This window comes from Streptomyces roseoviridis (assembly GCF_039535235.1).
In the GTDB taxonomy this organism is placed as follows: Bacteria; Actinomycetota; Actinomycetes; order Streptomycetales; family Streptomycetaceae; genus Streptomyces; species Streptomyces roseoviridis.
Genome location: NZ_BAAAWU010000001.1, coordinates 6,776,609 through 6,800,439, shown reverse-complemented (window position 1 = coordinate 6,800,439; position 23,831 = coordinate 6,776,609). Strand labels below are relative to the sequence as shown.

Genomic DNA, 23,831 nt, shown 5'->3' with positions numbered 1-23,831 from the left:
GGGCTGCTCGGCGTGGGCGGTCGGCCGGGGCCCCGGTCAGCGTATGACGGCGTCCGAGAGGGCGTGCAGGCGGAGGGCGAGCTGGATCTCCAGGGCGCGGGCCGGGGACTGCCAGTCGGGGCCGAGGAGCCGGCCTATCCGCTCGATGCGCTGGGCGACGGTGTTGACGTGGACGTGGAGGTCGTCCTTGGTACGGGCGGGGCTCATCCCGCTGGCGAAGTAGGCGGCCATGGTGCGGACCAGGTCCGTGCCGCGCCGGCGGTCGTAGGCGATGACCTGGCCGATGGTGCGCTCGACGAAGCCCTCGATGTCGCGGGTGTCGGCGAGCAGCAGGCCGAGGAAGCCGAGGTCCTCGGCGGCGGCGCCCTCGCCCTGCCGGTGCAGGAGCCGCAGGGCCTCCAGGCAGCGGCGCGCCTCCTGGTAGGCGGGGGCCACCCGGTCGGGGTGGGCGAGGGGTGCGGCGACGGGGGCGGAGGCACCGACGGTGACGGGCTCGCGCAGGGCGCCGCCGAGGTGTTTCGCGGTCTGCCGGGCCACTTCGGCCGCGCTCTCGCCGGGTCCGAGGGGCAGGAGCAGGACCGTGCCGCCGTCGCGGGCGGAGGCCAGGCCGTGGCGGGTGGCGGCCAGGTGGGAGGCGGCCGAGCGCAGTCGTTGGCGGTCCGCGCTCTCCCGGCCGCCCGGGTCGGGGTCGGGCCCGGCGTCGGGCCGGTCGATGCGGGCGGCGAGCACCACGTGGGGGGCGTCGGTGTCGGTGTGGAGCCGGGCGGCGCGCTCGCGCAGCAGGCGCCGGTCGCGGTCCGGTGCGTCGAGCAGGTCGTCGAGGAGTTCGCCGCGGACGCGCTGCTCGGCCTCGCCGGCGGAGCGGCGGGCGAGCAGCAGCAGGGAGGTGACGAGGGCGGCCCGCTCGAGGGTGCGCAGGTCGACGGGGTCGAGGTCGGGCCGTTCGCGCAGGACGAGGGCGCCGAAGGTCTCCCCGCCGGCGGAGACGGCGGCGATCCAGTCGTCGCCGTCCCGGGTGGCGTGGCCTTCGGAGATCCTGGCGGGCCCGGGTCGCTCCTCGACGAACTCGACGGTCCCGCCGAGGACTTCGGAGACGGCGGCGGCCACGTGGTGGACTCCGCCGCCGCGCAGGACGAGTTCGGTGAGCCGGTCGTGGACCTCGGAGGCCCGCTCGATGACGCCGCTGTGCTCGCGGATGATGTCGTTGGCCCGCTCCAGCTCGGCGAGGGCGGAGCGGGTCTCGGCGAGCAGGTTGGCGGTGTCGATGGCGACGGCGGCGTGGGCGGCGAAGGAGCCGAGGAGGGCCACCTGCTCCCGTTCGAAGACCCGGGCCCTGCGGTCGGCGGCGAAGAGGACTCCGATGACCTGGCTGCCGAGGGTGAGGGGCACGCCGAGGATGGCGACCAGGCCCTCGTCGCCGACGGCGCTGTCGATGGCCTCGGTGTGCTGGAAGCGTTCGTCGCGGAAGTAGTCGTCGGTGACGTAGGGCCGGGCGGTCTGGGCGACGAGCCCTCCGAGGCCCTCCCCCATGCCGAGCCGGACCTGCTGGAACCGGGCCGAGACCGAGCCCTCGGTGACCCGCATGTACGTGTCGCCGCGCACCGGGTCGTTGAGACTGAGGTAGGCCACCTCGGTGCCGAGCAGGGAGCGGGCGCGCTGGACGATGGCGCGGAGCACGTCGTCGAGGTCGCGCAGGCCGGCGAGGTCGTGGGCGGTCTCGAACAGGGCCGAGAGCTCGGCCTCGCGGCGTCTGCGGCCCTCCAGCTCGGCCCGCACCCGCAGTGCGAGCTGCTTGGCCTGCTCCAGGCCGGCCAGCTCCTCGGGCCCCGCGCCGCTCGCGCGGGCGAGCAGCACGGGGCGGTCGTACGCCTCGGGTGCGGCGCCGCGGGCGAGGAGCTCCAGGTAGACGGCCTGTTCGTGGGTCATGGTCACAGGGATACCTGCCGTACGGGGGCTCGCACCAGCCCTGTGGAAAACCGTCTGTGTGGACAAGCGGCGCGGGCGCGTCGGCGCTCAGTGGGCCGTCCAGCCGCCGTCGAGGGTGAGCGAGGCGCCGGTGACGAAGGACGCCTGCGGGGTGCAGAGGTAGAGGACCGCCTCGGCGACCTCCTCGGGTTCGAGCAGGCGCTTGAGCGCGGAGTCCTTCAGGAGGACTTCGGACAGGACCCGTTCGGCGGGGATGCCGTGGGCGGCGGCCTGGTCGGCGATCTGGCGCTCGACGAGGGGCGTGCGCACATAGCCGGGGTTGACGCAGTTGCAGGTGACGCCGTGCGGGGCGCCTTCGAGGGCCGCGGTCTTGGACAGGCCCTCCAGGCCGTGTTTGGCGGCCACATAGGCGGACTTGTAGGGGGAGGCGCGCAGCCCGTGGACGGAGGAGATGTTCACGATGCGGCCCCAGCCGCGTGCGTACATCTCCGGCAGGGCGCCCCGGATGAGCCGGAACGGTGCCTCCAGCATCACGGTGAGGACCGTGTGGAAGACGTCCGGCGGGAAGTCCTCGATGGGGCGGACCAGTTGGAGGCCGGCGTTGTTCACGAGGATGTCGGCGCCCGCCGCGGCCGCCTCGGCGGCGTCCAGGTCGGTGAGGTCGAGCAGCCGGGCCTCGACCGGTCCGGGCAGGCCGTGCGCGGCGCGGGTCAGGGCGTCGAGTCCTTCGGCGGCCCGGTCGACCGCTCTGACCCGGGCTCCGGCGGCGGCGAGCCGCAGGGCGCAGGCGCGGCCGATGCCGCCGGCCGCGCCGGTGACGAGCGCGGTGCGCCCGGAGAGGTCGAGGGTGACGGACCCGGGTGCGGGCCGGGGCTCGGGGGCCGGGGCCGGGAGGGGCCCTGATGTGGTGGGGGCGCTCATGCTCCGCACCTTATGAAGCACCCCATCCCCGACCGATGTGTGCCGGGCACACAGTTCAGCCCAGGGGCGTGGTGTCGAACCATGTGGGTTCGTCGGCGAGCGCCCGCTCGATGCGGAAGTGCGAGAAACGCTTCATGTCCGGCAGCGCGTCCAGCTCGAACCAGCCGACCTCCGTCGACTCGTCGTCGTTCACCCGCGCCTCGCCCCCGACGGCCCGGCAGCGGAACGACACGTCCATGAACTGGCACTGGTCCCCGTTGGGGTACACGATCGGCTTGCGCAGCGTCTGGACGAGCACGACCCGCTCCACCTCGCAGCGCACGCCCGTCTCCTCGTACACCTCGCGCACGGCGCAGGCGGCCGGCTGCTCGCCCGGCTCGACGATGCCGCCGACGATCGCCCACATCCCGGTGTCGGCCCGCCGGCCGAGCAGGACGCGCCCGCGGTCGTCGAAGACGACGGCGGACACACCCGGCAGGAACAGCAGCTGGTGGCCGGCGGTGGCGCGGAGGTCGCGGATGAAGTCAGGGGTGCCCATGCCTCGACCCTAGATGATCATCCGCGGGCGCCCGGCGGGGCCTCGGACCGCGAACGGCCCGCCGCCGGCGCTCAGGCCCCTCGGGCCCGGCGGGCACGCAGGGCGCGTGCCGCCGACCAGCCGAGGCCGGCCGCGGCGACGGCGACGAGCAGCGCCTCGGGCAGCGTGCCCATGCGGGTGGCCGGGGTCAGCGAGGAGCGCAGCGGCACCTTCTCCACCAGCACGTCCGGGGTGAAGAGCTTCGTCTGCGCCGTGATCGTGCCGTCCGGCCGGATGACCGCGCTGACACCGCTGGTGACCGGCACGACCACGCTGCGGCTGTGCTCGACGGCACGCACCCGGGACATGGCGAGCTGCTGGTAGGTCATCTCGCTGCGGCCGAAGGTGGCGTTGTTGCTGGGCACGCTGATCAGCTGGGCGCCGTGCGTGACCGTGTCCCGCACCGCCCAGTCGAAGGCCGCCTCGTAACAGGTGGCCAGGCCCACCTTCGTACCGGCGAGCTCGAAGACGCCGACCTCGGTGCCCGCGCCGAAGTCACGGCGGACCCGGTCGACGTCGCTGTTGAAGATGCGCACGAACGACCGCATCGGGATGTACTCGCCGAAGGGCTGGACGTGCCGCTTGTCGTACTCGGCGACCGGGCCCCTGCCCGGCTCCCACTCGATCAGGGTGTTGCGCAGCTTGCCCGTCTCGGGGGCGATGACGGCGCCGATGACGGTCGGCGCGTTCACGTCCCGTACCGCCTGGTCGATGACCCGGTAGGCGTCGGGGTTGGCGTACGGGTCGATGTCGGAGGAGTTCTCCGGCCACAGGACGAGGTCGGGCCGCGGCGCGCGGCCCGCCCTCACGTCGGCGGCCAGCTCCCTGGTGCGGTTGGCGTGGTTGTCGAGGACCGCGCGCCGCTGGGCGTTGAAGTCGAGGCCGAGCCGGGGCACGTTGCCCTGCACCGCGGCGACGGTCGCCGTGCCGTCCTCGGGGGCGTCGGACACCAGCGGCAGCGCGGCGAGCGCTCCCGCGACGGGCATGAGCGCGGTGAGGCCGGCGGCGACCAGCGGGCCGGTCCGGCCGTCGCCGGCGCGGCGGGCGCGGAGCCGGCGCAGCAGCTCGTACAGGCCGAAGCCGCAGAGCACGACGGCGAAGCCGACCACCGGGGTGCCGCCGACCGCGGCGAGCGGCAGGAAGAGGCCGTCCGCCTGCCCGAAGGCGATCTTGCCCCAGGGGAATCCGCCGAACGGCACGCGCGCGCGTGCCGCCTCGCCGAGGATCCACACGGCGGCCGCGAACACCGGCCAGGCCGGCAGCCGGGACGCGGCGCTGACGCCGAGGCCGACGGCCGCCACGAACAGCGCCTCCACGGCGGCCAGGGCCAGCCACGGCACCGGGCCGACCTCCTCGCCGGTCCACACGAGCAGCGGCAGCAGGAAGCCGAGACCGGCCAGGTACCCGAGGCCGAATCCGGCCCGCGGCCGGCGGCCCCGCAGGGTCCAGCCGAGCAGCGCGAAGGCGGGCACGGCGAGCCACCACAGCGGCCTCGGCGGAAAGCTGAGGAAGAGCAGCACCCCGGCGAGCACGGCCGCGGCGGGCCGCGCGGGCCAGCGGGGCCGACGGCCCCGCTCCGGTACGGCGGGGGTGTCGGGCACGTCGGCGGGGGCGATGGTGGTGCTCACGTGCGGGAGTCTACGGCGCGCGGGGGACGGCGCAGCAGTACGGGCCGGGCCATCGGGGCGCCGCCCCGACCGGCTCCGGCCGCGGCCTTCGCACGGCCGCGGGCGGCGCGGACGGGCTGCCCGCGGGTGCGACCCGTACGTTCCCCCTGCTCGGGGTCCGGGTCCGGGCACGGGTGCGGAACGCCCCGGCAGGGCGGACCTCGGCGAGCCGCCCCGGTCCGTCGCTCACAGCCCGCCCGGCGACCCCGTCGGCGTCGCCGGTGGCGTGCGGTGGAGGAGGAGGGTGCGGATGGCGTGGACGGCGGACTCGGCGTCGTCGACGGTCACCGTGAAGGTGCGGCCGTCACCGAGGCGCAGGACGACGCCCTCTCCGCGGCGGACGACGACCGCCGTGCCCATCTCCGGGCGCCAGCGGTAGCCCCAGCCGCCCCACTGGCGGGGGGTGACGAAGGGGGCGAAGTCGGCGCCGACGACGTGGGAGAGCGGGATGCGGCGGCGGGGGACGCCGATGTGGCCGCAGCGCACCTCCATGGCGCGGTGGTCGACGCGCACGGCGACGTGGACGAAGGCGAGCGTGCCGAAGAGCACCAGGAGGCCGGCGGCGACGCAGCCGATCACGGCCATCAGGAGCGGGGCGATGCCGGAGGTCCAGGGGGAGGCGACGGCGAGCGTGACGCCGAGCGCCATGCAGGCGAGCCCGCCGATGGCCGGCAGCCATTGCATCCGGTTGGTCGCGCGACCGGTCCAGACCGGGGATGCGGGTCCCTCGGGACCCTGGTTCTGGGATTGGTCCCTCATGGTGGCAGCCTACGCACGTTCGGTGGCGACGGCTCTCCGAGAGGAGCGGGCCGGTGACGTTCAGTGCGCGGCGGCCGCCGCCGTCAGCAGGCGCCCTTCGGCGTAGCCGAGCGCGGCGTGCGGGAGCTCGCCCTCGCGGCCGCTCAGGAGCACGGTCAGGGCGCCCGTCGGGGCCGCCGCGGGGTCGGTCTCGGCGCCGATCCGCCGGAACGCCTGTGCGGCGACTGCCCCGGCGGAGCCGTGCAAAACGACCGGCGGCCCGTCGGTGCGGTGCAGGGCCGACCGGATGAGTCCGGCAACGAGCTCGTAGTGGGTGCAGCCGAGGACGACGGCGCGTACGTCCGGGGGCGTCAGCGCGGCCGCGGCGGCGACGGCCCGGCGCACGGCCTCGGTGTCGGCGTGCTCGACGGCGTCGGCGAGGCCGGGGCAGGGCACCTCGGTGACGTCCGCGCCGTCCGCGAAGTCGCGGATGAGTCCGCGCTGGTAGGGGCTGCCGGTGGTGGCGGGGGTGGCCCAGATGGCGACCTTGCCGCCGCCGACCGCCGCGGGCTTGATCGCGGGGACGGTGCCGATCACGGGGATGCGGGGCTCGAGCTCGGCGCGGAGCGCCGGGAGGGCGTGGACGGTCGCGGTGTTGCAGCCGACGATCAGGGCGTCCGGCCGGTGCGCGGCGGCGGCCCGGGCGACGGCGAGGGCACGCTCGGTGAGGTCCTCGGGGGTGCGCGGACCCCACGGCATGCCGTCGGGGTCGGAGGAGAGCACCAGATCCGCGTCGGGCCGCATGCGGCGGACGGCCACCGCTGCCGGGAGAAGGCCGATTCCGGAGTCCATGAGGGCGATCTTCACCCGGTCACCCTAGCCGACCACCCTTGATTCCCCGGCAATCTGGGGCAGACTGCGGCGAATGAGCCCGCTTGCCTGGATCGCGTTCGCGTCGCTGGCCGCCTGGGGTTGGCTGCTCCTGGGCCAGGGATTCTACTGGCGCACGGACCAGCGCCTGCCCGCCCGGGCCGGTGGCGCCGGCGGGCGGCCGGACGGTTCCGCCGGCCCGGACGACGCCCGCGGCCGCCCGGACGGTGCGGCGGGGAGCTCCCCCCGGGTCGTGGTGGTCGTGCCCGCCCGCGACGAGGCCGAGGTGCTGCCGGTCAGCCTGCCGTCGCTGCTCGCTCAGGACTATCCGGGCCCCGCGGAGGTGATCCTCGTGGACGACGGCAGCACCGACGGGACCGGCCGGCTGGCCGGGGAGCTCGCGGCCAAGTACGGCGGGCTACCGCTGACGGTGGTCTCGCCGGGCGAGCCGGAGCCCGGCTGGACGGGCAAGCTGTGGGCCCTGCGCCACGGGATGGCCCTGGCACGCGCGCGCGGGCCCGAGTTCCTGCTCCTGACGGACGCGGACATCGCGCACGAGCCGGACAGCCTGCGGCTGCTGGTCGCCGCCGCGACGGGGCACCGCCTCGACCTGGTGTCGCAGATGGCGCGCCTGAGGGTGGCGAGCGGCTGGGAGCGCCTGATCGTGCCGGCGTTCGTCTACTTCTTCTGCCAGCTGTATCCCTTCCGCTGGATCAACCGGCCGCGCCCGCTGGCGACGGCGGCGGCGGGCGGGTGCGTGCTGCTGCGGGCGAAGACGGCGGAGCGGGCCCGGGTGCCGGAGGTGATCCGGCAGGCGGTGATCGACGACGTGTCGCTGGCCCGAGCGGTGCGGCGGGCGGGGGGCCGGGTGTGGCTGGGGCTGGCCGAGCGGGTGGACAGCGTCCGCCCGTACCGGGGACTGGGCGAGCTGTGGAGGATGGTCTCGCGGAGCGCGTACGCGCAACTGCGGCACCGTCCGCTGGTGCTCGCGGGCACGGTCGCGGGCCTCGCCCTGGTCTATCTGGCGCCGCCCGCGGCCCTGGTGGCCGGTCTCGCGGGCGGGGACGGCCCGGCGGCGTGGGCCGGGGGGCTGGCCTGGGCGGTGATGGCGGGCACGTACCTGCCGATGCTGCGCTACTACCGTCAGCCGCCCTGGCTCGCTCCGCTGCTGCCGTTCACGGCGCTGCTCTATCTGCTGATGACGGTGGACTCGGCCGTCCAGCACTACCGGGGCCGGGGCGCCGCCTGGAAGGGGCGGACCTATGCCCGCCCGGAGGCGGCGCCCGACCGGTGAGGGGCCTGCGGGAGGAACCGGCCGGCCCGTCCCGGTCGGCTCAGCCCTGCGGGAGGGCGAGGCGGCCCATCCACCAGTTGCCGGGCGCTTCCGGGTCCGGGCTGGACCAGAACTGGACGACCGCCTCGGTGAACTCGGCGGGTGACAGCGACCCGTCGCCGTCGGTGTCGAGGTGCCTGAACGCCTCGGCCGCCTCCTCCTCGGCGAACCGGGGGAAGTGTCCGCGCTGGAAGGCAAGGAACTCGTCCGGGCTGATCCGGCCGTCCTGGTCGATGTCGGCGATCTTCAGGTAGGTCTCGGCGAGCCGGCCGAGGGTCGCCCTCGCGACCTCGGGGTGCTCCGCCAGCGTCAGGGTCGAGGCCACGAAGCGGCTCTTGGGGATGCCCTGGCCGCCGGCCGGGACGAACGGCAGATGCACCTCGCGCCAGATGGCCGTGTAGGCGTCGACGATCCGCTCGGCCTCCGGGGAGTCCTCGGCGTGCCCCAGTGAGGACGCCACCCGGCGGCCCATCTCCACGTGGTCGTCCTCGGTGAGCACGCCGTTGCCGTTCACGTCGAGCTGGTCGAATCCCTGCTCGATCTTCGCCGTCAGAAAGTCCTTGTCCACCATGACCGCTCCTCGCAGCTGTCCGCACACCATGACGGGACGTCGCGTCCGCCCCGCCCGGGGAACGACGCGGGTGATCGGATGGAAACGGTCTCGTCGTACGGACGACGGGAAGTGTCCGGAACCGATCCGCCGGGGGTTCCGTCCTGAGCGGCGAGGTCGGGCGGAGGAGGCCATGGTGGGCGGAGCGGCGGTCCGGGGGGCGCGACGACGGTCCGCGCGCCCCGAGGCGGGCGGGGGCACGAAGCGGGACCGGCGCGGCCGGCCCCCCTGGCGGAGGGGACGGGTGCTCGCCGTCCTCGCGGTGCTGACGGCCGGGCTCATGGCCTTCCCCGGGGCGGTGCCGAACTCCGTGGGGCGTCTGGGCAGTCTGCTGGAGACCTTCCTCCCGTGGCTCGGTCTGGTGACCGTGGTGCTGTTCCTCCTGGCCCTGAGGCGCCGTCCGGTGATCGCGCTGGTGGCGCTCCCGCTGCCGGCCGTGGCCTGGACACTTCTCTTCGCCGGGCTGCTCGGGTCGGATCCCGGCCGGGCCGACCTGGTCGTGACGCAGCACAACGTCAGCGACGAGAACGCCGACCCGGCGGGCACGGCCCGGGCACTGGCCCGCGCCGAGCCCGATCTCATCGCGCTGGAGGAACTCGTCTCCCCGGCGCTGCCGGTGTACGCGCGGACGCTGGCGGCGACCCACCCGCACCACGCGGTCCGGGGGACGGTCGGGCTCTGGTCCCGGCATCCGCTGAGTGATGTCCGGACGGTGGACATCAAGCCCCGGGGGATCACGGAGGGCTGGAGTCGCGGGCTGCGCGCCGTGGCCCGGACGCCGCACGGCGACGTCGCCGTCTACGTGGCGCACCTGCCCTCCGTGCGCGTGGGGGCGAGCGGCCTCGCGTCCTCGTGGCGGGACGAGAGCGCGGAACTGCTGGGCAGGGCGATCGCCGCCGAGGGGCGGAGCACGGTCCTGCTGCTGGGCGACCTCAACGGAACCGTCGACGACCGTGGGCTGGCTCCGCTGACCTCGCGGTTGAACACGCCGGAGCGGGGCTTCGCGTTCAGCTTCCCCGCCTCCTTCCCGGTGGCCCGCATCGACCAGGTCATGGCTCGCGCGGCGACGGTCGGCCACATCCGCACGCTGCCCGCGACGGGCAGCGACCACCTGCCGGTGAGCGCCGGGATCACGCTGGACCGGGAGCCGGCCGAGGCCGGCTCCGCACGGCGGCCGTAGCCGGGACCGGGGGCCCACGGACACGCGATTGGGAATGGGATCCATTTTCATATAGCCTCCCCACGTCACGCACCGGACCGAGGAGTCTCACGATGGCCGTTCCCAAGCGGAAGATGTCCCGCAGCAACACCCGCCACCGCCGCGCCCAGTGGAAGGCGACCACGCCCCAGCTGGTGGCGGTCACCGTCGACGGCGTCGTCCACCAGGTCCCGCAGCGGCTGGTGAAGGCGTACGAGCGCGGCCTGATCCGACCGGAGGGCTGAGCGCCCGTGACACGCGCCGACCGGCTGCCCGTGACCGTGCTCTCCGGGTTCCTCGGAGCCGGGAAGACCACGCTGCTCAACCATGTGCTGGGGAACCGCGCAGGACTGCGGGTCGCGGTCATCGTCAACGACATGAGCGAGGTCAACATCGACGCCGCGCTCGTGCGCGGCGGCGGGGCGGCCCTGTCCCGCACGGAGGAACGCCTGGTCGAGATGACCAACGGGTGCATCTGCTGCACCCTGCGCGACGACCTCCTGGAGGAGGTCGACCGGCTCGCCCGAGAAGGCCGCTTCGACCACCTGCTCATCGAGTCCAGCGGCATCTCCGAACCCCTGCCGGTCGCGGCGACCTTCTCCTTCCCCCGGGACGACGGCGCCACCCTCGGCGACCTCGCCCGCCTGGACACGATGGTGACCGTCGTGGACGCCGCGAACTTCCTGGCCGAGCTCGACGCCGGCGACGAACTCGCCGCACGCGGCCTCGCCCCGTACGAGGACGACGAACGGACCGTCAGCGACCTCCTCGTGGACCAGGTCGAGTTCGCGGACGTCATCGTGCTCAACAAGCTCGATCTGGTCGGGCCCGAGGAGGCGGGCCGGCTGCGTGCCGCGCTGTCCCGGCTCAACCCGGAGGCGCGGATCGTGCCCTCGGTACGCGGGCAGGTCCCCCTGGAGCACGTCCTCGGCACCGGTCTGTTCGACGTGGAGAAGGCGCAGCAGGCCCCGGGCTGGGTCAGGGAGCTCAACGGCGACCACGTGCCGGAGACGGAGGAGTACGGCATCTCCTCGCTGGTGTTCCGCTCCGACCGGCCGTTCCACCCCGGACGGCTGTGGGCGTTCGTCACCAAGGGCCTCGACAGCGGGACGTTCGGGCGGGTCCTGCGTTCCAAGGGATTCTTCTGGCTCGCCTCCCGGCCCCGGGTGACCGGTCTGTGGTCCCAGGCCGGTGCGGTCGCGCGCTTCGAACCGTCGGGCGCCCGCGACGGGGACACCGCGCAGGGTCAGGAGCTGGTCTTCATCGGCACCGGTCTGCGTGCCGACGCCCTCCGCGCGGCCCTGGACGCCTGCCTGCTCGCGCCCGGCGAGCCGGTTCCCGTCGACGACGACTTCCCCGCCTGGGAGACGTACGGCGTCGCGGACGCCTGCGAGCACGAGCAGGCGGCCTGAGAACCGGCCTCTCGCTCCGGGCCGGACGGTGGTCGCAGCCACGGCACCGTCCGGCCCGGCCCCTTTTCCCGACGCCTTTTCAAAAGAGGCGGAGCGGTCGGCCGATCCCCGGAAAAGGGCCGCCCATTACCATCCGTCCACTTCTCGTTGCCGTGAGGCACTCCCGCGGGAATCCACACCCCGCCGACAACGGCCTCCTGAACCGCGTTTTGGCAGGTCAGCGGGAGAAAACCTGTCCAAAACGGATGACCCCGAGATTGGGTCTCCCCAACCAGCACATCGTGGGCTTAACTTATGGCCATGACCTCCCCGCGCTCCACCTACGGAGGCGGTTACTACACCGCGCCGTCGTTCCCCGACACCCCGATCTACGACTCCCTCGTCGCAGAACGGGGCACGCCTCAGATCGCCCCGATCCGAGTGCCCTCCGCGTACGACACCCCCGGCGGCTTCTCTGGAAGCGGCAGCCACCTGCCGGCGCTGCCCGCAGCCCTGCCCGCCCTCCCGGCGGCGCCCAGCCCGCAGCCCGCCCCGGCCTACGCCGGGCACGGCGGCGGATACGGCTACCCGCAGGCCGCACCCCAGATGGCCCCGGCCGCGCACATGCCGCCCCTGCCGCTGCAGCACACCGGGCCCACCCCGTACATCCCGCAGCAGCCCACCGCCCCGCGCGGCTACCCGGGCCCGCAGGCGCCGCAGCCGCCGCGCCCGATGGCCGGCGGGTACGAGGCGATGCGCCCCGCGGCCCCGCGGCCGACCCCCGCGCCCTCGGGCGCGCCGTACGACGACCCGTACAACCAGCCGTACCAGAGCCGGGGGTACTGACCCCCGGGGGCGGCGGCGCGGCTGGCAGGATGAGGGCATGCCGATTCCTGTCTTGCGCTCCGTCCATGTCCACCCGGTCAAGGCACTGCGCGGGTTCGCCCCCGCCGAGGCGGAGGTCCAGCCATGGGGACTGGCCGGTGACCGCCGCTGGACCGTGGTGGACACCGAGGGCAAGGTCGTGACCCAACGCCAGCACGCACGGCTGGCGTTGGCCTCGGCCGCGCTCCTTCCGGGCGGCGGGGTCATGCTGACCGGGCCCGGCCGCGAGCCGCTCGCCGTCGAGGTGCCGCGCCCTTCCGGCGCGGACGGCACGATCGCGGTGGACGTCTTCGGCACGAGGGTGGAGGCCGTCCCGGCCGGTCCCGCCGCCGACGCGTGGTTCAGCGGCTACCTGGACAGCGAGGTGCGGCTCGTCCACATGGACGACCCGGCCCGGCGCAGGCCCGTCGACCCCGCGTACGCGCTGCCCGGCGAGACCGTCAGCTTCGCCGACGGCTACCCGCTGCTCCTCACCACCACGTCCTCCCTCGACGCCCTCAACTCCCTGATCGCCCAAGGCGACCACGCCGACGAGGGTCCGCTGCCGATGAACCGCTTCCGGCCCAACGTCGTCGTCGACGGCACCGCACCCTGGGCCGAGGACGACTGGCGGCGGCTGTCCATCGGCGACGTCGCGTTCCGGGTGGCCAAGTCCTCCGGCCGGTGCGTGGTCACCACCACCGACCAGCTGACGGGCGAACGCGGCAAGGAGCCGCTGCGCACCCTGGCCCGGCACCGCAAGGACGGCAGCCGGCTGATCTTCGGCCAGAACCTGGTGCCCGAACACCCCGGCGTCATCCGGGTCGGCGACCCGGTGAAGATCCTCGACTGACGACGGCGCGCGCCTCGCCGCCTTCCGGTGTCCCGGTGCCCCTTCCGTGGCCGTTCCGTGGCTGCTCCGGCGCCCCTTCCGTGGCCGTTCCGGCGACCCTTCCGTCGGCCTCGTGTCCGCCGATTCTCTCCGACAGGCGAGGAAACCACCCCGGGGGCACACTCGTTGGGAGAGCGGAAACCGTCGACGGCTCCCGGCTTACCGTCGGCGAGACGAGGGGGTGCGGAGCGTGCGCGCGGCCATCGGACTCTGGCGCTGGCGGCACAACCCCTTGTGCCGGACCACCGACCTGATCGAGGCGTGGGTGGCTCTCGCGGCCGTCCTGCTGCTGTGTCTGGCCGTGCCGTCGGCCGGCTGGGCCGCGGGCACCTGGGCGAACGCCTCGCTGCAGCGCTCCGTGCACGCCCAGGAGCGGGAACGCGTCGCGACCGTCGCCCGGGTGGTGCGGGCCGCCGACACCGGCGAGGCCGGGCCGGCCGGGCAGCGGGCCGTCGAGACCGCCGGGGAGCGGCGGCTGAGGCCCGCCGTCGTGGCCACCTGGACCGCCCCCGACGGCACCCCGCGGACCGGCACCGTCACCACCCGGCGGGAGCTCGCCGACCCCGGCGACCGCTTCCCGCTGTGGACGGACCGGGCCGGGCGGGCCGTGGCGCCGCCGATGCGCCCGGAGACGGCCCGGGCCCATGCGCTGATCGCCGGGATCACCGTGGCCCTGTTCTCCGGATTCCTGGTCGAGTCCGCCAGGCGGGCGGTCGTCCACCGGCTGGCGCGGCGGCGGTACGCGCGGCTCGACCGCGCCTGGGCGCAGGTCGGTCCGGACTGGGGTCGTACGGGCACGGGCAGCTGAGGGCGTGACGGAAGGGCTGCGGATCCGTCAATCCGGCGGCGCCGCGCGCGCTACGGTGGGGCATCGGATCCAGGATCCAGGATCCAAGGTCGCGGATCTGTGGATCCGGGATACGGGATACGGGATCCGGGATCCGGGACCGCGGTTCAGCGGATCGGATCCGATATCCAGGATGTTGGATCCACTTCCTGGATCCGGGTTTCAGCGTCGACGCACGAGGCGGGGGCAGAGCACACCCATGGCACAGGGCACGGTCCAGGTGACGCACACCGGCACGTCGCGGTGGCGGCGCCGCACGGGCGAGTACGCCTCCCTCGCCGCCGCCCTGGAGGCCGCGGGCGACGGAGACGTCCTCACCGTGGCCCCCGGCACCTACCGGGAGAACCTCGTCGTCCAGCGGGCCATCACCCTGCGGGGCGGCGACGGCCCGGTGCGGATCGCGCCCGCCGACGGCGTGCCGCTGACGGTACGGGCCTCGGCGACCCTGCAGGACCTGCACATCGAGGGGCAGGACGCGGCGGCTCCCGCGCTCCTCGTCGAGGACGGCACGCCCGAACTGCTCGACGTGCGGATCGTGACCCGCTCGGCCGCCGGCCTGGAGGTGCGCGGCGCGGCACGGCCCACCGTCCGCCGCTGCACGGTCGACAACCCGGCCGGAGTCGGGATCGCCGTACTCGACGGGGCGGGCGGGGTGTTCGAGGAGTGCGAGGTCGTGGCCGCCGGCCAGTCCGGGATCTCGGTGCGCGGCGGGGCGCACCCGCGTCTGGAGCGCTGCCGGGTGCACCACGCCTCCGGCGCCGGGATCACCGTCAACGGCGAGGGCAGCGGTCTGGAGGGCATCGGCTGCGAGGTGTACGAGATCAAGGGCTCCGGTCTGCAGATCGCCGCGCGGGCCACCGCCCACCTCAGCGACTCCACCGTCCACCGCACCTCGGCCGACGGCATCACGCTCGACACGGACGCGGTGCTCACGCTCTCCGACTGCGACATCCACGACATCCCCGAGAACGCCGTCGACCTGCGCTCCCGGTCGGTGCTCACGCTGACCCGTTCGACGGTCCGGCGGTTCGGACGCAACGGTCTGTCCGTGTGGGACCCGGGGACCAGGGTGGACGCCAACCAGTGCGAGATCCACGACAGCACCGGCGACTACCCGGCCGTCTGGGTGAGCGACGGGGCGACCGCCGTGCTGGACTCCTGCCGGGTGCACGACGTGCCCGACGCCCTCTTCGTGCTCGACCGCGGCTCGCGCGCCGACGTCGTCGACAGCGATCTGTGGCAGGTGCGCAACACGGCCGTGTCGGTGAGCGACGGGGCGACCGCACAGCTGGACGACTGCCGGATCCGGGAGGCGTCCACCGGCGCCTGGTTCCGTGACCACGGCAGCGGCGGCACCCTCGGCGGCTGCACCATCGACGCCGTGCAGACCGGTGTCATCGTCACCAAGGGCGCCGACCCGACGATCGAGCGGTGCACCGTCACCTCCCCGGCCGAGGCCGGGTTCTACGTGTCGGCGGAGGGCCGCGGATCCTTCCACGGCTGCCGGGTCACGGGCAGCGGCGGCTACGGCTTCCACGTGATGGACGGCTGCCGGACGACCCTGCGCACGTGCCGTACGGAGCGGTGCGCGCGCGGCGGTTACGAGTTCCCCGAGGAGGGGCCGGTCGCCGAGGACTGCACCAGCGACGAGAGCCAGGTGCGGGTCCCGGGTCCGCAGAGCTCGGTGCTGACGGCCACGCAGCCGGGCGGGCTGCTCGGCGCCGTCCCCGTGCCCCGCTCCCCCGCCGTGACGCCGGCCGCGGCGGCGCCGGTCCCGGTGCCCGAGCCGCCGGCCGCACGCTCCTCGCAGGAGGTGCTCGGCGAACTGGACGCGCTGGTGGGCCTGGAGAGCGTCAAGCACGAGGTGCGCACGCTCACCAACATGATCGAGGTGGGCCGTCGGCGTCAGGAGGCCGGGCTCAAGGCCGTGTCCGCCCGGCGCCATCTGGTCTTCACCGGCAACCCGGGGACCGGCAAAACGACGGTGGCCCGGCTGTACGGGGAGATCCTCGCGTCCCTCGGCGTGCTGGAGCGCGGCCATCTGGTGGAGGTGTCCCGGGTCGACCTGGTCGGTGAGCACATCGGCTCGACGGCCCTCCGCACCCAGGAGGCCTTCGACCGGGCGCGCGGCGGCGTGCTGTTCGTGGACGAGGCGTACGCGCTGTCCCCGGAGGACTCCGGGCGGGACTTCGGCCGGGAGGCCATCGACACGCTCGTGAAGCTGATGGAGGACCACCGGGACGCGGTCGTGGTGATCGCGGCCGGCTACACGGCGGAGATGGAGCGCTTCCTGACCGTCAACCCGGGTGTGGCGTCCCGCTTCTCCCGGACCATCTCCTTCTCGGACTACGTGCCGGAGGAGCTGTTGCGGATCGTGGAACAGCAGGCCGAGGAGCACGAGTACCGGCTGGCTCCCGGCACCGCCGAGGCGCTGGTGAAGTACTTCACGGAGCTGCCGAAGGGCCCCACGTTCGGCAACGGGCGCACCGCGCGGCAGACGTTCGAGTCGATGGTGGAGCGGCACGCGGGCCGGGTCGCCGCGCTCGCCGAGCCGAGCACGGACGACCTGACCCTGCTCCATCCGGAGGACCTGCCCGAGCTGCCCTGAAACGGGCCTCGCCGAAGGGCGCCCGCCGGAACGGGGTTCTCGAAGCGGGGTCTGAAGCGGGGCCTGAAGCGGGGTCTGAAGCAGGTCTCCCGGAGCGACGCCTACTGAAGCGGGGCTTCCCGGAACGGGGCTTCCCCGAACGCGATTTCCTGGTGCGGGGTCTCCTGGCGCGGTATGTCCGGGAGCCGCGGCTCGTCGTCGCGCTGCAGCGGCAGGGCGGGCGGGAGCCGGTCGAGGAGTGCCGAGCGGGCTTCGGCGAAGGCCGGGTCGGCCTGGTAGTCGGAGTGGCCCAGGATCGGTTCGGGCAGCGGGTGCTGCCGGGTGCGGCCGTACGCGACGGGGTCGAGGAGCTCGTCCCGGTCGACGGCCGGGCGGGCGCCCTCGGCCGGAACCCGTACGGGGCCGCCGATGGGGTCGGTGGAGCGGTACAGGTTGCTCCAGCAGTGCACGGTCCGGTGCAGGTCGCGCAGCGAGGCGGGGCCGAAGTAGGCGGGGAACCAGCGCCCGTAGAGGCGTTCGAGCGGCGAGCCGTACGTGAGCAGCGCGACCCGGCCCCGGGTGACGGGCGGCAGCTGCCAGACCGCCGCGGCGGCGAGGACGCTGCCCTGGGAGTGGCCGGAGATGACCAGGCGCCCGCCGGTCTCGCGGGTCCAGGAGCTCATCCGCCAGGTGAGGTCGGGCACGGCCCGCTCGGCGTAGCAGGGCGGGGCGAAGGGGTGGGCGGCGCGCGGCCAGAAGGTGCCGACGTCCCACAGGATGCCGATGGTGCGGCGCGCGGAGGCGTCCTTGTACGCGCGGCGGCCCCAGGTGACGAAGAGCAGGAAGCCGAAGCCGATCATCCACGAGCCGAGGGCCTGGGCGGCGGTGGCGGCCGAGGCGATCGCCGGGTGGGCGCCGTCGAAGGCACGCCCGGGGACGTTGTCGCTGGCCCAGGCGCCGGCGACGGAGGCGGCGCCGAGGAGCAGGGTGGCGCCGGAGACGACGCCGACGAGGACGGGTGCCGCGTCGGTGAGCCCGGCGCGGGCCCGGCTCGCCGCGATCTGGGCGGTGCGCAACCGGTCGGGGTCCTCGGTGCCGTAGTCGGCGTCGACGACCGGTCGCAGACGGCGCGCGCGGAGGACGGTGCGGGCGAGGAGCAGGGCGCTCGGCAGGAGGAGGAGCAGGAGGAGGACCGGGATCACGGAAGCCTGCCAGCTGAGCAGCACGGGCGGTCCGATGATGAGTCCGTCGCCGGTGCCGGGGGTCCCGGGGCCGTCGAGCCAGTCCGCGACCCGCTGGGCGACGCCGCCGGACATGACGCCGCCGAGGGCGCAGGCCAGCATGGCGACGGCGGGGCCTCCGAGCCCGTACAGGACGGTGCGGGAGTGGCGGCGCGGGCGGTGCAGGAGCAGGGCGACCACGCCGAGCGCGACGACCAGGCCGCCCTGGGCGAGGGTGAGGAGGCCGAAGACGGTGTCGCCCGGCAGGGTGTCCGCGGAGCGCCAGCCGGGGCGGGCCCAGGCGGTGTGGACGGCGGTGAGCGCGAGCAGCAGCAGGGCGGTGGCGGGCAGCCAGGAGACGAGGGCGCGTTCGATCCTGAGGTCCAGCCGGTGCTCGCTGCGGCCGCGGCGGCAGATCACCCAGAGGACGACGACGGCGAGCACCCCGATGCCGCCCTGGACGGTCCAGCCGATGGTCTCGCGCGCCGACCCCGCGAGGGCCCGCTGGTCGTGTCCGGCGGTCGCCCGGGCGAGGGCGGCGGCGACCGTGAGGAACCCGGCGGCGGTGTGCGCGGCGCGCAGCCGGGCGACGAGCCGGCGCCCGTACCAGAAGCCGGGCCTGCCGAGCGCGGGCCTCAGCTCGGTGGGTGTCCCGCTGTCGGCGGCCTCGGTGTCGGAGGTCGCGATGTCTGAGGTCGCGGTGCCGGAGGTCGCGATGTCGGCGGCCTCGGTGTCGGCGGCCTCGGTGTCGGAGGTCGCGGAGCCGGTCACCTCCGTGCCGGCCGACCCGGCGTCCTCGGTCGCGGTGCCGGGCGCCGCCGGGTCCGTCTCGGCACCGGTGGGCGGGCGCTGGGCCTCGTAGGCGCTCCAGGTGCGGTTCGACAGGTACCAGAGGAGTCCGACGAGGGCGGTGGGGACCAGGGCGGCGAGTGCGAGGCGGCGGCCGGGCTGCGACCACCAGCCGGCGCGTTCGGCGGACAGGAACCCGAGCCAGGACCGCTGTCCGGCGCAGGGCCCGGAGCCCGCGCACTGCCAGGCCGTCAGGTCGAGCGCGACCTCGCAGGCCGCCGCGGTGAGCAGGACGGTGAGGCTGAGCGCGACGAGCCGGACGAGGACGCCGTAGAGCCGTACGAGACCGGCGCGGCCCTCGGTGGGCGGGCGCATCCAGTGGGCGAGGTTGGCGACCATGAAGGGCAGGAGCAGCAGCCACAGGGCGCGGGTGCCGTTGCCGGAGGTCAGGTTGGACCAGCAGTACGCCTCGGGGACCGGCCGGCCGGCGTACCGCTCGGGGTGGGCCTCGGCGTCGACGTCGTCCCTGCGGCGGTGCACCGCGGCGGTCCGGTCGCCGGTGACCCGTACCGTGCGCGGGTCGTCCAGCATGTCGGCCGCGGTGGCTCCGCCTACGCCGTGGACGAGCAGTTCGAGCGCCGCACCCCCGCTGGGCGGGTCGGGTGTGGCAGGGGACACTTCGGGGACTCGCTCTCTGGGTGGGAGGATGCGACGGCGGGCACCAGGATCGCGGACGGCCGCGCCGCACGGCACGGCCCTCACCGAATCCGACGTCCCTCTACGCCTTTACCCCTTCCTCCAGTTCCTCAGTTCCCCAGTTCCCCTTCGGAAAGGACCGGCCCCGGCGGTGAGTGACAATCAGAACCTCCTCGCGGAACAGCGGCGCGCCCTGATTCTCGACGAGGTGCGCCGGCGCGGTGGTGTACGGGTCAACGAGCTGACGCGCCGTCTCAAGGTTTCCGACATGACGGTGCGCCGGGACCTGGACGCGCTCGCGCGGCAGGGCGTCGTGGCCAAGGTGCACGGCGGTGCGGTGCCGGTCGCCGAGCCGAGCACGCACGAGCCGGGCTTCGAGGCGAAGTCGGCGCTGGCGCTGGGCGCCAAGGAGGAGATCGCCCGGGCGGCCGCCGCGATGGTCCGGCCGGGGACGGCCATCGCCCTTTCGGGTGGCACGACGACGTACGCGCTGGCCCGGCACCTGCTGGACGTGCCGGACCTGACGGTGGTGACGAACTCGGTGCGGGTCGCGGACGTCTTCTACGAGGCGCAGTACGCGGGCGCCGGCGGCGAGGCCCGGCCGGGGGCGGCGACGGTGGTGCTCACGGGCGGCGTGCGGACCCCGTCGGACGCGCTGGTGGGCCCGGTGGCCGATCAGGCGATCCGCTCGCTGCACTTCGACGCGCTGTTCCTCGGCGTGCACGGCGTCTCGGTGGAGGCCGGGTTGTCGACGCCGAACCTGGCGGAGGCCGAGACCAACCGGCGGCTCGTGCGTTCGGCCCGCCGGGTGGTGGTGGTCGCGGACCACACCAAGTGGGGGACGGTGGGCCTGAGTTCGTTCGCGAAGCTGGAGGAGGTGGACGCGCTGGTGACGGACGCCGGCCTGTCGCCACGGGTGCGCGAGGAGATGGCGGAGCACTTGCCGGGCCTGGTGGTGGCGGGCGAGGAACCGGCCGAGGGCGAGGAGAGCCCGGAGGAGCCGGGCGGTGGCGCCGGGGCACGGGGGGCGTGGGAGGCGGGGGCGCAATGAGCCGGTTCCGGATCGAGCGGACGGTGCCGCTGCCGCCCGCCGAGGTGTGGCGGCGGATCACGGACTGGCCGGCGCACGGCGCGCGCATCCCGTTCACCCGGACCACCGTGCTCACGGACGGGCCGAACGCGGTGGGGACGCTCTTCACGGCGCGGACGGGCCTCGGCCGGCTCGCCTTCGACGACCCGATGGAGGTGGTGCGCTTCGATCCGCCCGCGGCGGGCCGGCCGGGTGTGTGCCGGCTGGTGAAGCGGGGGCGGGCGGTGCGCGGTTCGGCCGTCTTCGAGGTGACGGGCGAAGAGGCCGGCGGGGCCGGCTCCCGGAGCCGCGTGGTGTGGGTGGAGGAGCTACGGCTTCGCGGTGTGCCGGCCGTCTTCGACCCCGTACTGGCTGCGGCGGGACGGTTGTTGTTCGGCCGCGCGCTCGACGGACTCCTGGGCAAGGACACGGCCGTCGGCTAGGGTGTGCGCTTCGCTCAGCCCGTCCCCACGGATCCCCCGAGTCCCCACGGAGTCCCCCGAGTCCTCACGGAGGTACGGTCCATGGCACGCCGACTGAGGCCGGTGGAGCTCGACTTCCTCGCGTCCGCTCCCGTCCGCCTGACGTTCACAGTGGAGGTGGCCGCCCCGCCCGCCGCCGTCTACCGCTCGCTCGCGGTGGAGGTGGGCAGCTGGCCCGCCTGGTTCTCGGCGGTCAGGTCCGCCGTCTCGCGGGGCGAGGGCGCGGGGCGGACGATCCGGCTCCGCGGCGGGGTCTTCTTCGAGGAGACGGTCATGGCGGCCGACCCGGAGGCGCGCTACGCCTACCGGGTCGACGCGACCAACGCGCCGGGCGTCACGGCCCTGCTCGAGGAGTGGTCCCTCTCCCCCGCCGCGGGCGGCACCCGGGTGCGGTGGACGATGGCGGCCGACGGCAGCCGCTCCTTCGCCGTGGGGCTGCGGCTGGCGCGGCCCGGGATGGGCCTGTCCTTCCGCGACGCGGTCCGCCGCCTGGACCGGCGGCTCACTCCGGCCAGACACCCGTCGCCAGGAACCGGTCGATAGCGGCGGTGTAGGGCTCGATGTCGAGGCCCTGGGAGGCCAGCCAGTCGTCCGAGTAGTACTTGTCGAGGTAGCGCTCGCCCGGGTCGCAGATCAGGGTGACGACGCTTCCGGTGCGGCCTTCGGCGACCATCTCGGCGACGATCTTCAGCGCGCTCCACAGTCCGGTGCCGGTGGATCCGCCGGCCTTGCGGCCGATCGCGGTCTCCAGGGCGCGGACGGCGGCCATGCTCGCCGCGTCGGGCACCTTCATCATGCGGTCGATGGCGCCGGGGACGAAGCTCGGCTCCATCCGGGGCCGGCCGATGCCCTCGATGCGGGAGCCGCGGTCGGAGGTGGCGTGCGGGTCGTCGTGCGTCCAGCCGTCGAAGAAGCAGGAGTTCTCCGGGTCGGCGACGCAGATACGGGTGTCGTGCTGCATGTAGTGCACGTAGCGGGCGATGGTCGCCGAGGTGCCGCCGGTGCCGGCCGTGGCCACGATCCAGGCGGGCTCCGGGTAGCGCTCCAGCTTCAGCTGCTGGTACATCGACTCGGCGATGTTGTTGTTGCCGCGCCAGTCGGTGGCCCGCTCGGCGTAGGTGAACTGGTCCATGTAGTGGCCCCCGGTGCGCCGGGCGAGCGCGGCGGCCTCCTCGTACATGGTGCGCGAGTCGTCGACGAAGTGGCACTGGCCGCCGTGGAACTGGATGAGCCGGCACTTCTCCGGGCTGGTGGTGCGGGGCATGACGGCGATGAAGGGGACGCCGATCAGCTTGGCGAAGTACGCCTCGGAGACCGCGGTCGAGCCGCTGGACGCCTCGATGACGGGCGCGCCGGGCCGGATCCAGCCGTTGCACAGGCCGTAGAGGAAGAGCGAGCGGGCGAGCCGGTGCTTGAGGCTGCCGGTGGGGTGGGTCGACTCGTCCTTGAGGTAGAGGTCGATCCCCCAGCTCTCGGGGAGCGGGAAGCGCAGCAGGTGGGTGTCGGCCGAGCGGTTGGCGTCGGCCTGGACCTTGCGGACGGCCTCCTTGAGCCAGGCCCGGTAGGCGGGGTCGCTGCGGTCGACGTCGACGGTGGCCATGGGGCTGTCGATGGTGGTCATGCGTGCGTGCCTCTTCTCATGGTGGCCACGGGGTGGCCCGCCGCCGGGGTTCCCACTGACCGACGATACCCCTCTCACCTGGGCAAACGTTCTCTTTGAGGGTCCATAGGAGTGCCTTGCACCCGGCCCTTCTGGTGCCGGGGGCGGGCGCCCGGCACACTGGGGAGAGGCAGTCTGCGCGAAGGGGGCGGAGTCCATGTCGGAGGCCATGTCGGAGCCGTTGCCAGAGACCGTGCCGGAACCCGTTCCCGAGCCCGACTTCATGGCGACGGGGGTACGGATCGACCGCTGGCCCCGGTCGCTGACCAGGGCGGGCGAGGTCCGCATCGAGGACGGTCGGCTGTCGCTGCTGACGAGTTACGGCAGTGAGATCGACAGCGCCCCGCTGGGGGCGGTCCGGGCGGGCCGGCCGTGGTTCGCGAAGCCGGACGAGGCGGTGGCGACGGTGAACGGCACGCGCTATCGGATCTCGGGCTCCGGCCGGCTCCTCGAAGCGCTCCAGAAGGCGACCGACGGGCACTGATTCCGGCCCGGACGTCGTCCCGGGCACCGGATCCGCCAGCGGTGCGGCACCACGCGCCACGGCCGACGGCTGCGGCGCGGGCGTTCCCGTCCGCGACACTCCGCTGACCTGCGGCGGGTCGCCGCGAGTTGCGGGGCGGTCACGACTGGTTCACGCTGGAACCACCTCACCGAGGGTTGACCGGCGGTGACGCTGTGATCGCAGCCCGCCGCCCTGCCACACCGTATGACAGATCCGAACCTCCGTCTTCCGGACCTACTTCGGGGAGTCGCAGCCGTGATCAGTGAGCCCAGCAGGTACTGCACGGTGGAGCTCCAGGCCCTGCCGTCGCGGATCGGACAGGTCCGCAGAATCGTTTCGGCGCACTTGCGTCACTGGCAGGTCGAGGCGTTGATCGACCATGCCACGCTCGGTGTCACCGAGCTCCTGACGAATGTGCACCGCCACGCCCAGCCCGACAAGACGTGCACGGTGGAGGTCGAGCTGCTGCTCGACCGGCTGACCGTCTCCGTCCGGGACAACGACCCGCGACTTCCGGACCTGTGCGAACCGCACGGGGAAAGCGAGGAGTTCGCCACCTCGGGACGCGGCCTCACCATCATCCAGGCGATGAGCGAGAGCTGGGGAGCCCGCCCGCACGGCGACTCGGGCAAGGTCGTCTGGTTCACCCTCCAGGCCCCGGCCTCCTCCGTCGCCCCGCCCCCGCGCGAGCTCGCCGTCTACGGCGCCACCACCACGGGCCCCTTCACCGAGCGCCCGCTGGAGACGATTCCCTTCGGCGTCCCGGACGAGCCCCTGCGCGCGCCGGCGGTGGCCCGCTCGGCGCTCACGCGCTGAGGCAGACGCGCTGCCGCTCTGACCGGCGCGGTACGAGGCGGTGCCCGGCCGGCGCGGGCGCGGCGTCACCGCCGTTCGAGGTGGCGCGGCCGTCGGGCTGGTCCAGAGGGCCAGGCACTGTCTCTGAATGAGGCGACCGACGGGTGCGTGGAAGGCTCTGGGACACTCGGCCA

At 74.3% G+C, this 23,831-nt stretch carries 22 protein-coding genes; 13 read left to right on the top strand and 9 right to left on the bottom strand.

Going from position 1 to position 23,831, the window contains the following annotated elements; genetic code table 11:
* Positions 1-36: 36 nt before the first annotated feature.
* From ABD954_RS30760 to ABD954_RS30735, 6 genes are all read right to left on the bottom strand, one after another.
* Positions 37-1,926 carry a helix-turn-helix domain-containing protein gene (locus ABD954_RS30760; RefSeq protein ID WP_345491001.1) on the bottom strand — a complete coding sequence of 630 codons (1,890 nt, stop codon included), beginning with the start codon at positions 1,924-1,926 and terminating at the stop codon, positions 37-39.
* 87 nt (positions 1,927-2,013) lie between these two features.
* Entirely contained in the window at positions 2,014-2,847 is an 834-nt protein-coding gene (locus ABD954_RS30755) for a 3-hydroxybutyrate dehydrogenase (RefSeq protein ID WP_345490999.1), read from the bottom strand.
* Positions 2,848-2,902: 55 nt separating this feature from the next.
* A complete protein-coding gene (locus ABD954_RS30750) occupies positions 2,903-3,385 on the bottom strand; it encodes an NUDIX hydrolase (protein ID WP_345490997.1) in 483 nt (160 codons plus the stop codon).
* Between the two features lie 71 nt (positions 3,386-3,456).
* On the bottom strand, positions 3,457-5,052 hold the full coding sequence (gene lnt / locus ABD954_RS30745; RefSeq protein ID WP_345490995.1) for an apolipoprotein N-acyltransferase: 1,596 nt from the start codon (positions 5,050-5,052) through the stop codon (positions 3,457-3,459).
* A gap of 225 nt (positions 5,053-5,277) precedes the next feature.
* Entirely contained in the window at positions 5,278-5,850 is a 573-nt protein-coding gene (locus tag ABD954_RS30740; RefSeq protein WP_345490993.1) for a hypothetical protein, read from the bottom strand.
* A 60-nt stretch (positions 5,851-5,910) separates the two neighbouring features.
* Positions 5,911-6,696: a glutamate racemase gene (locus ABD954_RS30735; RefSeq protein WP_345490991.1), complete on the bottom strand. Its 786-nt coding sequence runs from the start codon at positions 6,694-6,696 to the stop codon at positions 5,911-5,913.
* 58 nt (positions 6,697-6,754) lie between these two features.
* Here ABD954_RS30735 and ABD954_RS30730 point away from each other — a divergent pair, with 58 nt between their 5' ends.
* A complete protein-coding gene (locus ABD954_RS30730) occupies positions 6,755-7,993 on the top strand; it encodes a glycosyltransferase (RefSeq protein ID WP_345490989.1) in 1,239 nt (412 codons plus the stop codon).
* A 40-nt stretch (positions 7,994-8,033) separates the two neighbouring features.
* Here the strand turns inward: ABD954_RS30730 and ABD954_RS30725 are convergent, their stop codons facing one another.
* Complete coding sequence (locus tag ABD954_RS30725) at positions 8,034-8,603, bottom strand: EF-hand domain-containing protein (protein WP_345490987.1); 570 nt, start codon at positions 8,601-8,603, stop codon at positions 8,034-8,036.
* A gap of 172 nt (positions 8,604-8,775) precedes the next feature.
* Here ABD954_RS30725 and ABD954_RS30720 point away from each other — a divergent pair, with 172 nt between their 5' ends.
* From ABD954_RS30720 to ABD954_RS30690, 7 genes are all read left to right on the top strand, one after another.
* Positions 8,776-9,822 carry an endonuclease/exonuclease/phosphatase family protein gene (locus ABD954_RS30720; protein WP_382745935.1) on the top strand — a complete coding sequence of 349 codons (1,047 nt, stop codon included), beginning with the start codon at positions 8,776-8,778 and terminating at the stop codon, positions 9,820-9,822.
* A gap of 92 nt (positions 9,823-9,914) precedes the next feature.
* Complete coding sequence (gene rpmF / locus ABD954_RS30715) at positions 9,915-10,085, top strand: 50S ribosomal protein L32 (protein ID WP_345490983.1); 171 nt, start codon at positions 9,915-9,917, stop codon at positions 10,083-10,085.
* Positions 10,086-10,091: 6 nt separating this feature from the next.
* On the top strand, positions 10,092-11,252 hold the full coding sequence (locus ABD954_RS30710) for a GTP-binding protein (protein ID WP_345490981.1): 1,161 nt from the start codon (positions 10,092-10,094) through the stop codon (positions 11,250-11,252).
* A 300-nt stretch (positions 11,253-11,552) separates the two neighbouring features.
* On the top strand, positions 11,553-12,077 hold the full coding sequence (locus ABD954_RS30705; protein WP_345490979.1) for a DUF6643 family protein: 525 nt from the start codon (positions 11,553-11,555) through the stop codon (positions 12,075-12,077).
* 37 nt (positions 12,078-12,114) lie between these two features.
* Positions 12,115-12,948, top strand: a complete 834-nt coding sequence (locus tag ABD954_RS30700; protein WP_345490978.1) for an MOSC domain-containing protein — start codon at positions 12,115-12,117, stop codon at positions 12,946-12,948.
* A gap of 229 nt (positions 12,949-13,177) precedes the next feature.
* The gene (locus ABD954_RS30695; RefSeq protein WP_345490976.1) at positions 13,178-13,795 is read left to right on the top strand and encodes an Rv1733c family protein; all 618 of its coding nucleotides are present in this window, start codon (positions 13,178-13,180) and stop codon (positions 13,793-13,795) included.
* A gap of 238 nt (positions 13,796-14,033) precedes the next feature.
* Positions 14,034-16,442, top strand: coding sequence for a right-handed parallel beta-helix repeat-containing protein (locus ABD954_RS30690; RefSeq protein ID WP_345490974.1), 2,409 nt, complete (start codon positions 14,034-14,036; stop codon positions 16,440-16,442).
* A gap of 101 nt (positions 16,443-16,543) precedes the next feature.
* On the opposite strand, the gene ABD954_RS30685 is transcribed toward ABD954_RS30690, so the two are convergent.
* A complete protein-coding gene (locus ABD954_RS30685; protein ID WP_345490972.1) occupies positions 16,544-19,108 on the bottom strand; it encodes a hypothetical protein in 2,565 nt (854 codons plus the stop codon).
* 169 nt (positions 19,109-19,277) lie between these two features.
* On the opposite strand from ABD954_RS30685, the gene ABD954_RS30680 reads away from it, so the two are divergent.
* The 3 genes from ABD954_RS30680 (at position 19,278) to ABD954_RS30670 (ending at position 21,220) form a co-directional block, all read left to right on the top strand.
* A complete protein-coding gene (locus ABD954_RS30680; RefSeq protein ID WP_345490971.1) occupies positions 19,278-20,177 on the top strand; it encodes a DeoR/GlpR family DNA-binding transcription regulator in 900 nt (299 codons plus the stop codon).
* Entirely contained in the window at positions 20,174-20,638 is a 465-nt protein-coding gene (locus ABD954_RS30675; RefSeq protein WP_345490970.1) for an SRPBCC family protein, read from the top strand. The genes ABD954_RS30680 and ABD954_RS30675 overlap by 4 nt, the downstream gene beginning before the upstream one ends.
* Before the next feature lie 81 nt (positions 20,639-20,719).
* A complete protein-coding gene (locus tag ABD954_RS30670) occupies positions 20,720-21,220 on the top strand; it encodes an SRPBCC family protein (protein ID WP_345490969.1) in 501 nt (166 codons plus the stop codon).
* Here ABD954_RS30670 and cds1 read toward each other — a convergent pair.
* Positions 21,180-22,298, bottom strand: coding sequence for an L-cysteine desulfhydrase Cds1 (cds1, locus tag ABD954_RS30665; protein WP_345490968.1), 1,119 nt, complete (start codon positions 22,296-22,298; stop codon positions 21,180-21,182). The genes ABD954_RS30670 and cds1 overlap by 41 nt on opposite strands.
* A gap of 196 nt (positions 22,299-22,494) precedes the next feature.
* On the opposite strand from cds1, the gene ABD954_RS30660 reads away from it, so the two are divergent.
* A complete protein-coding gene (locus tag ABD954_RS30660; protein WP_345490967.1) occupies positions 22,495-22,821 on the top strand; it encodes a hypothetical protein in 327 nt (108 codons plus the stop codon).
* A 276-nt stretch (positions 22,822-23,097) separates the two neighbouring features.
* Positions 23,098-23,658, top strand: a complete 561-nt coding sequence (locus tag ABD954_RS30655) for an ATP-binding protein (RefSeq protein ID WP_345490966.1) — start codon at positions 23,098-23,100, stop codon at positions 23,656-23,658.
* Positions 23,659-23,831 lie beyond the last annotated feature (173 nt).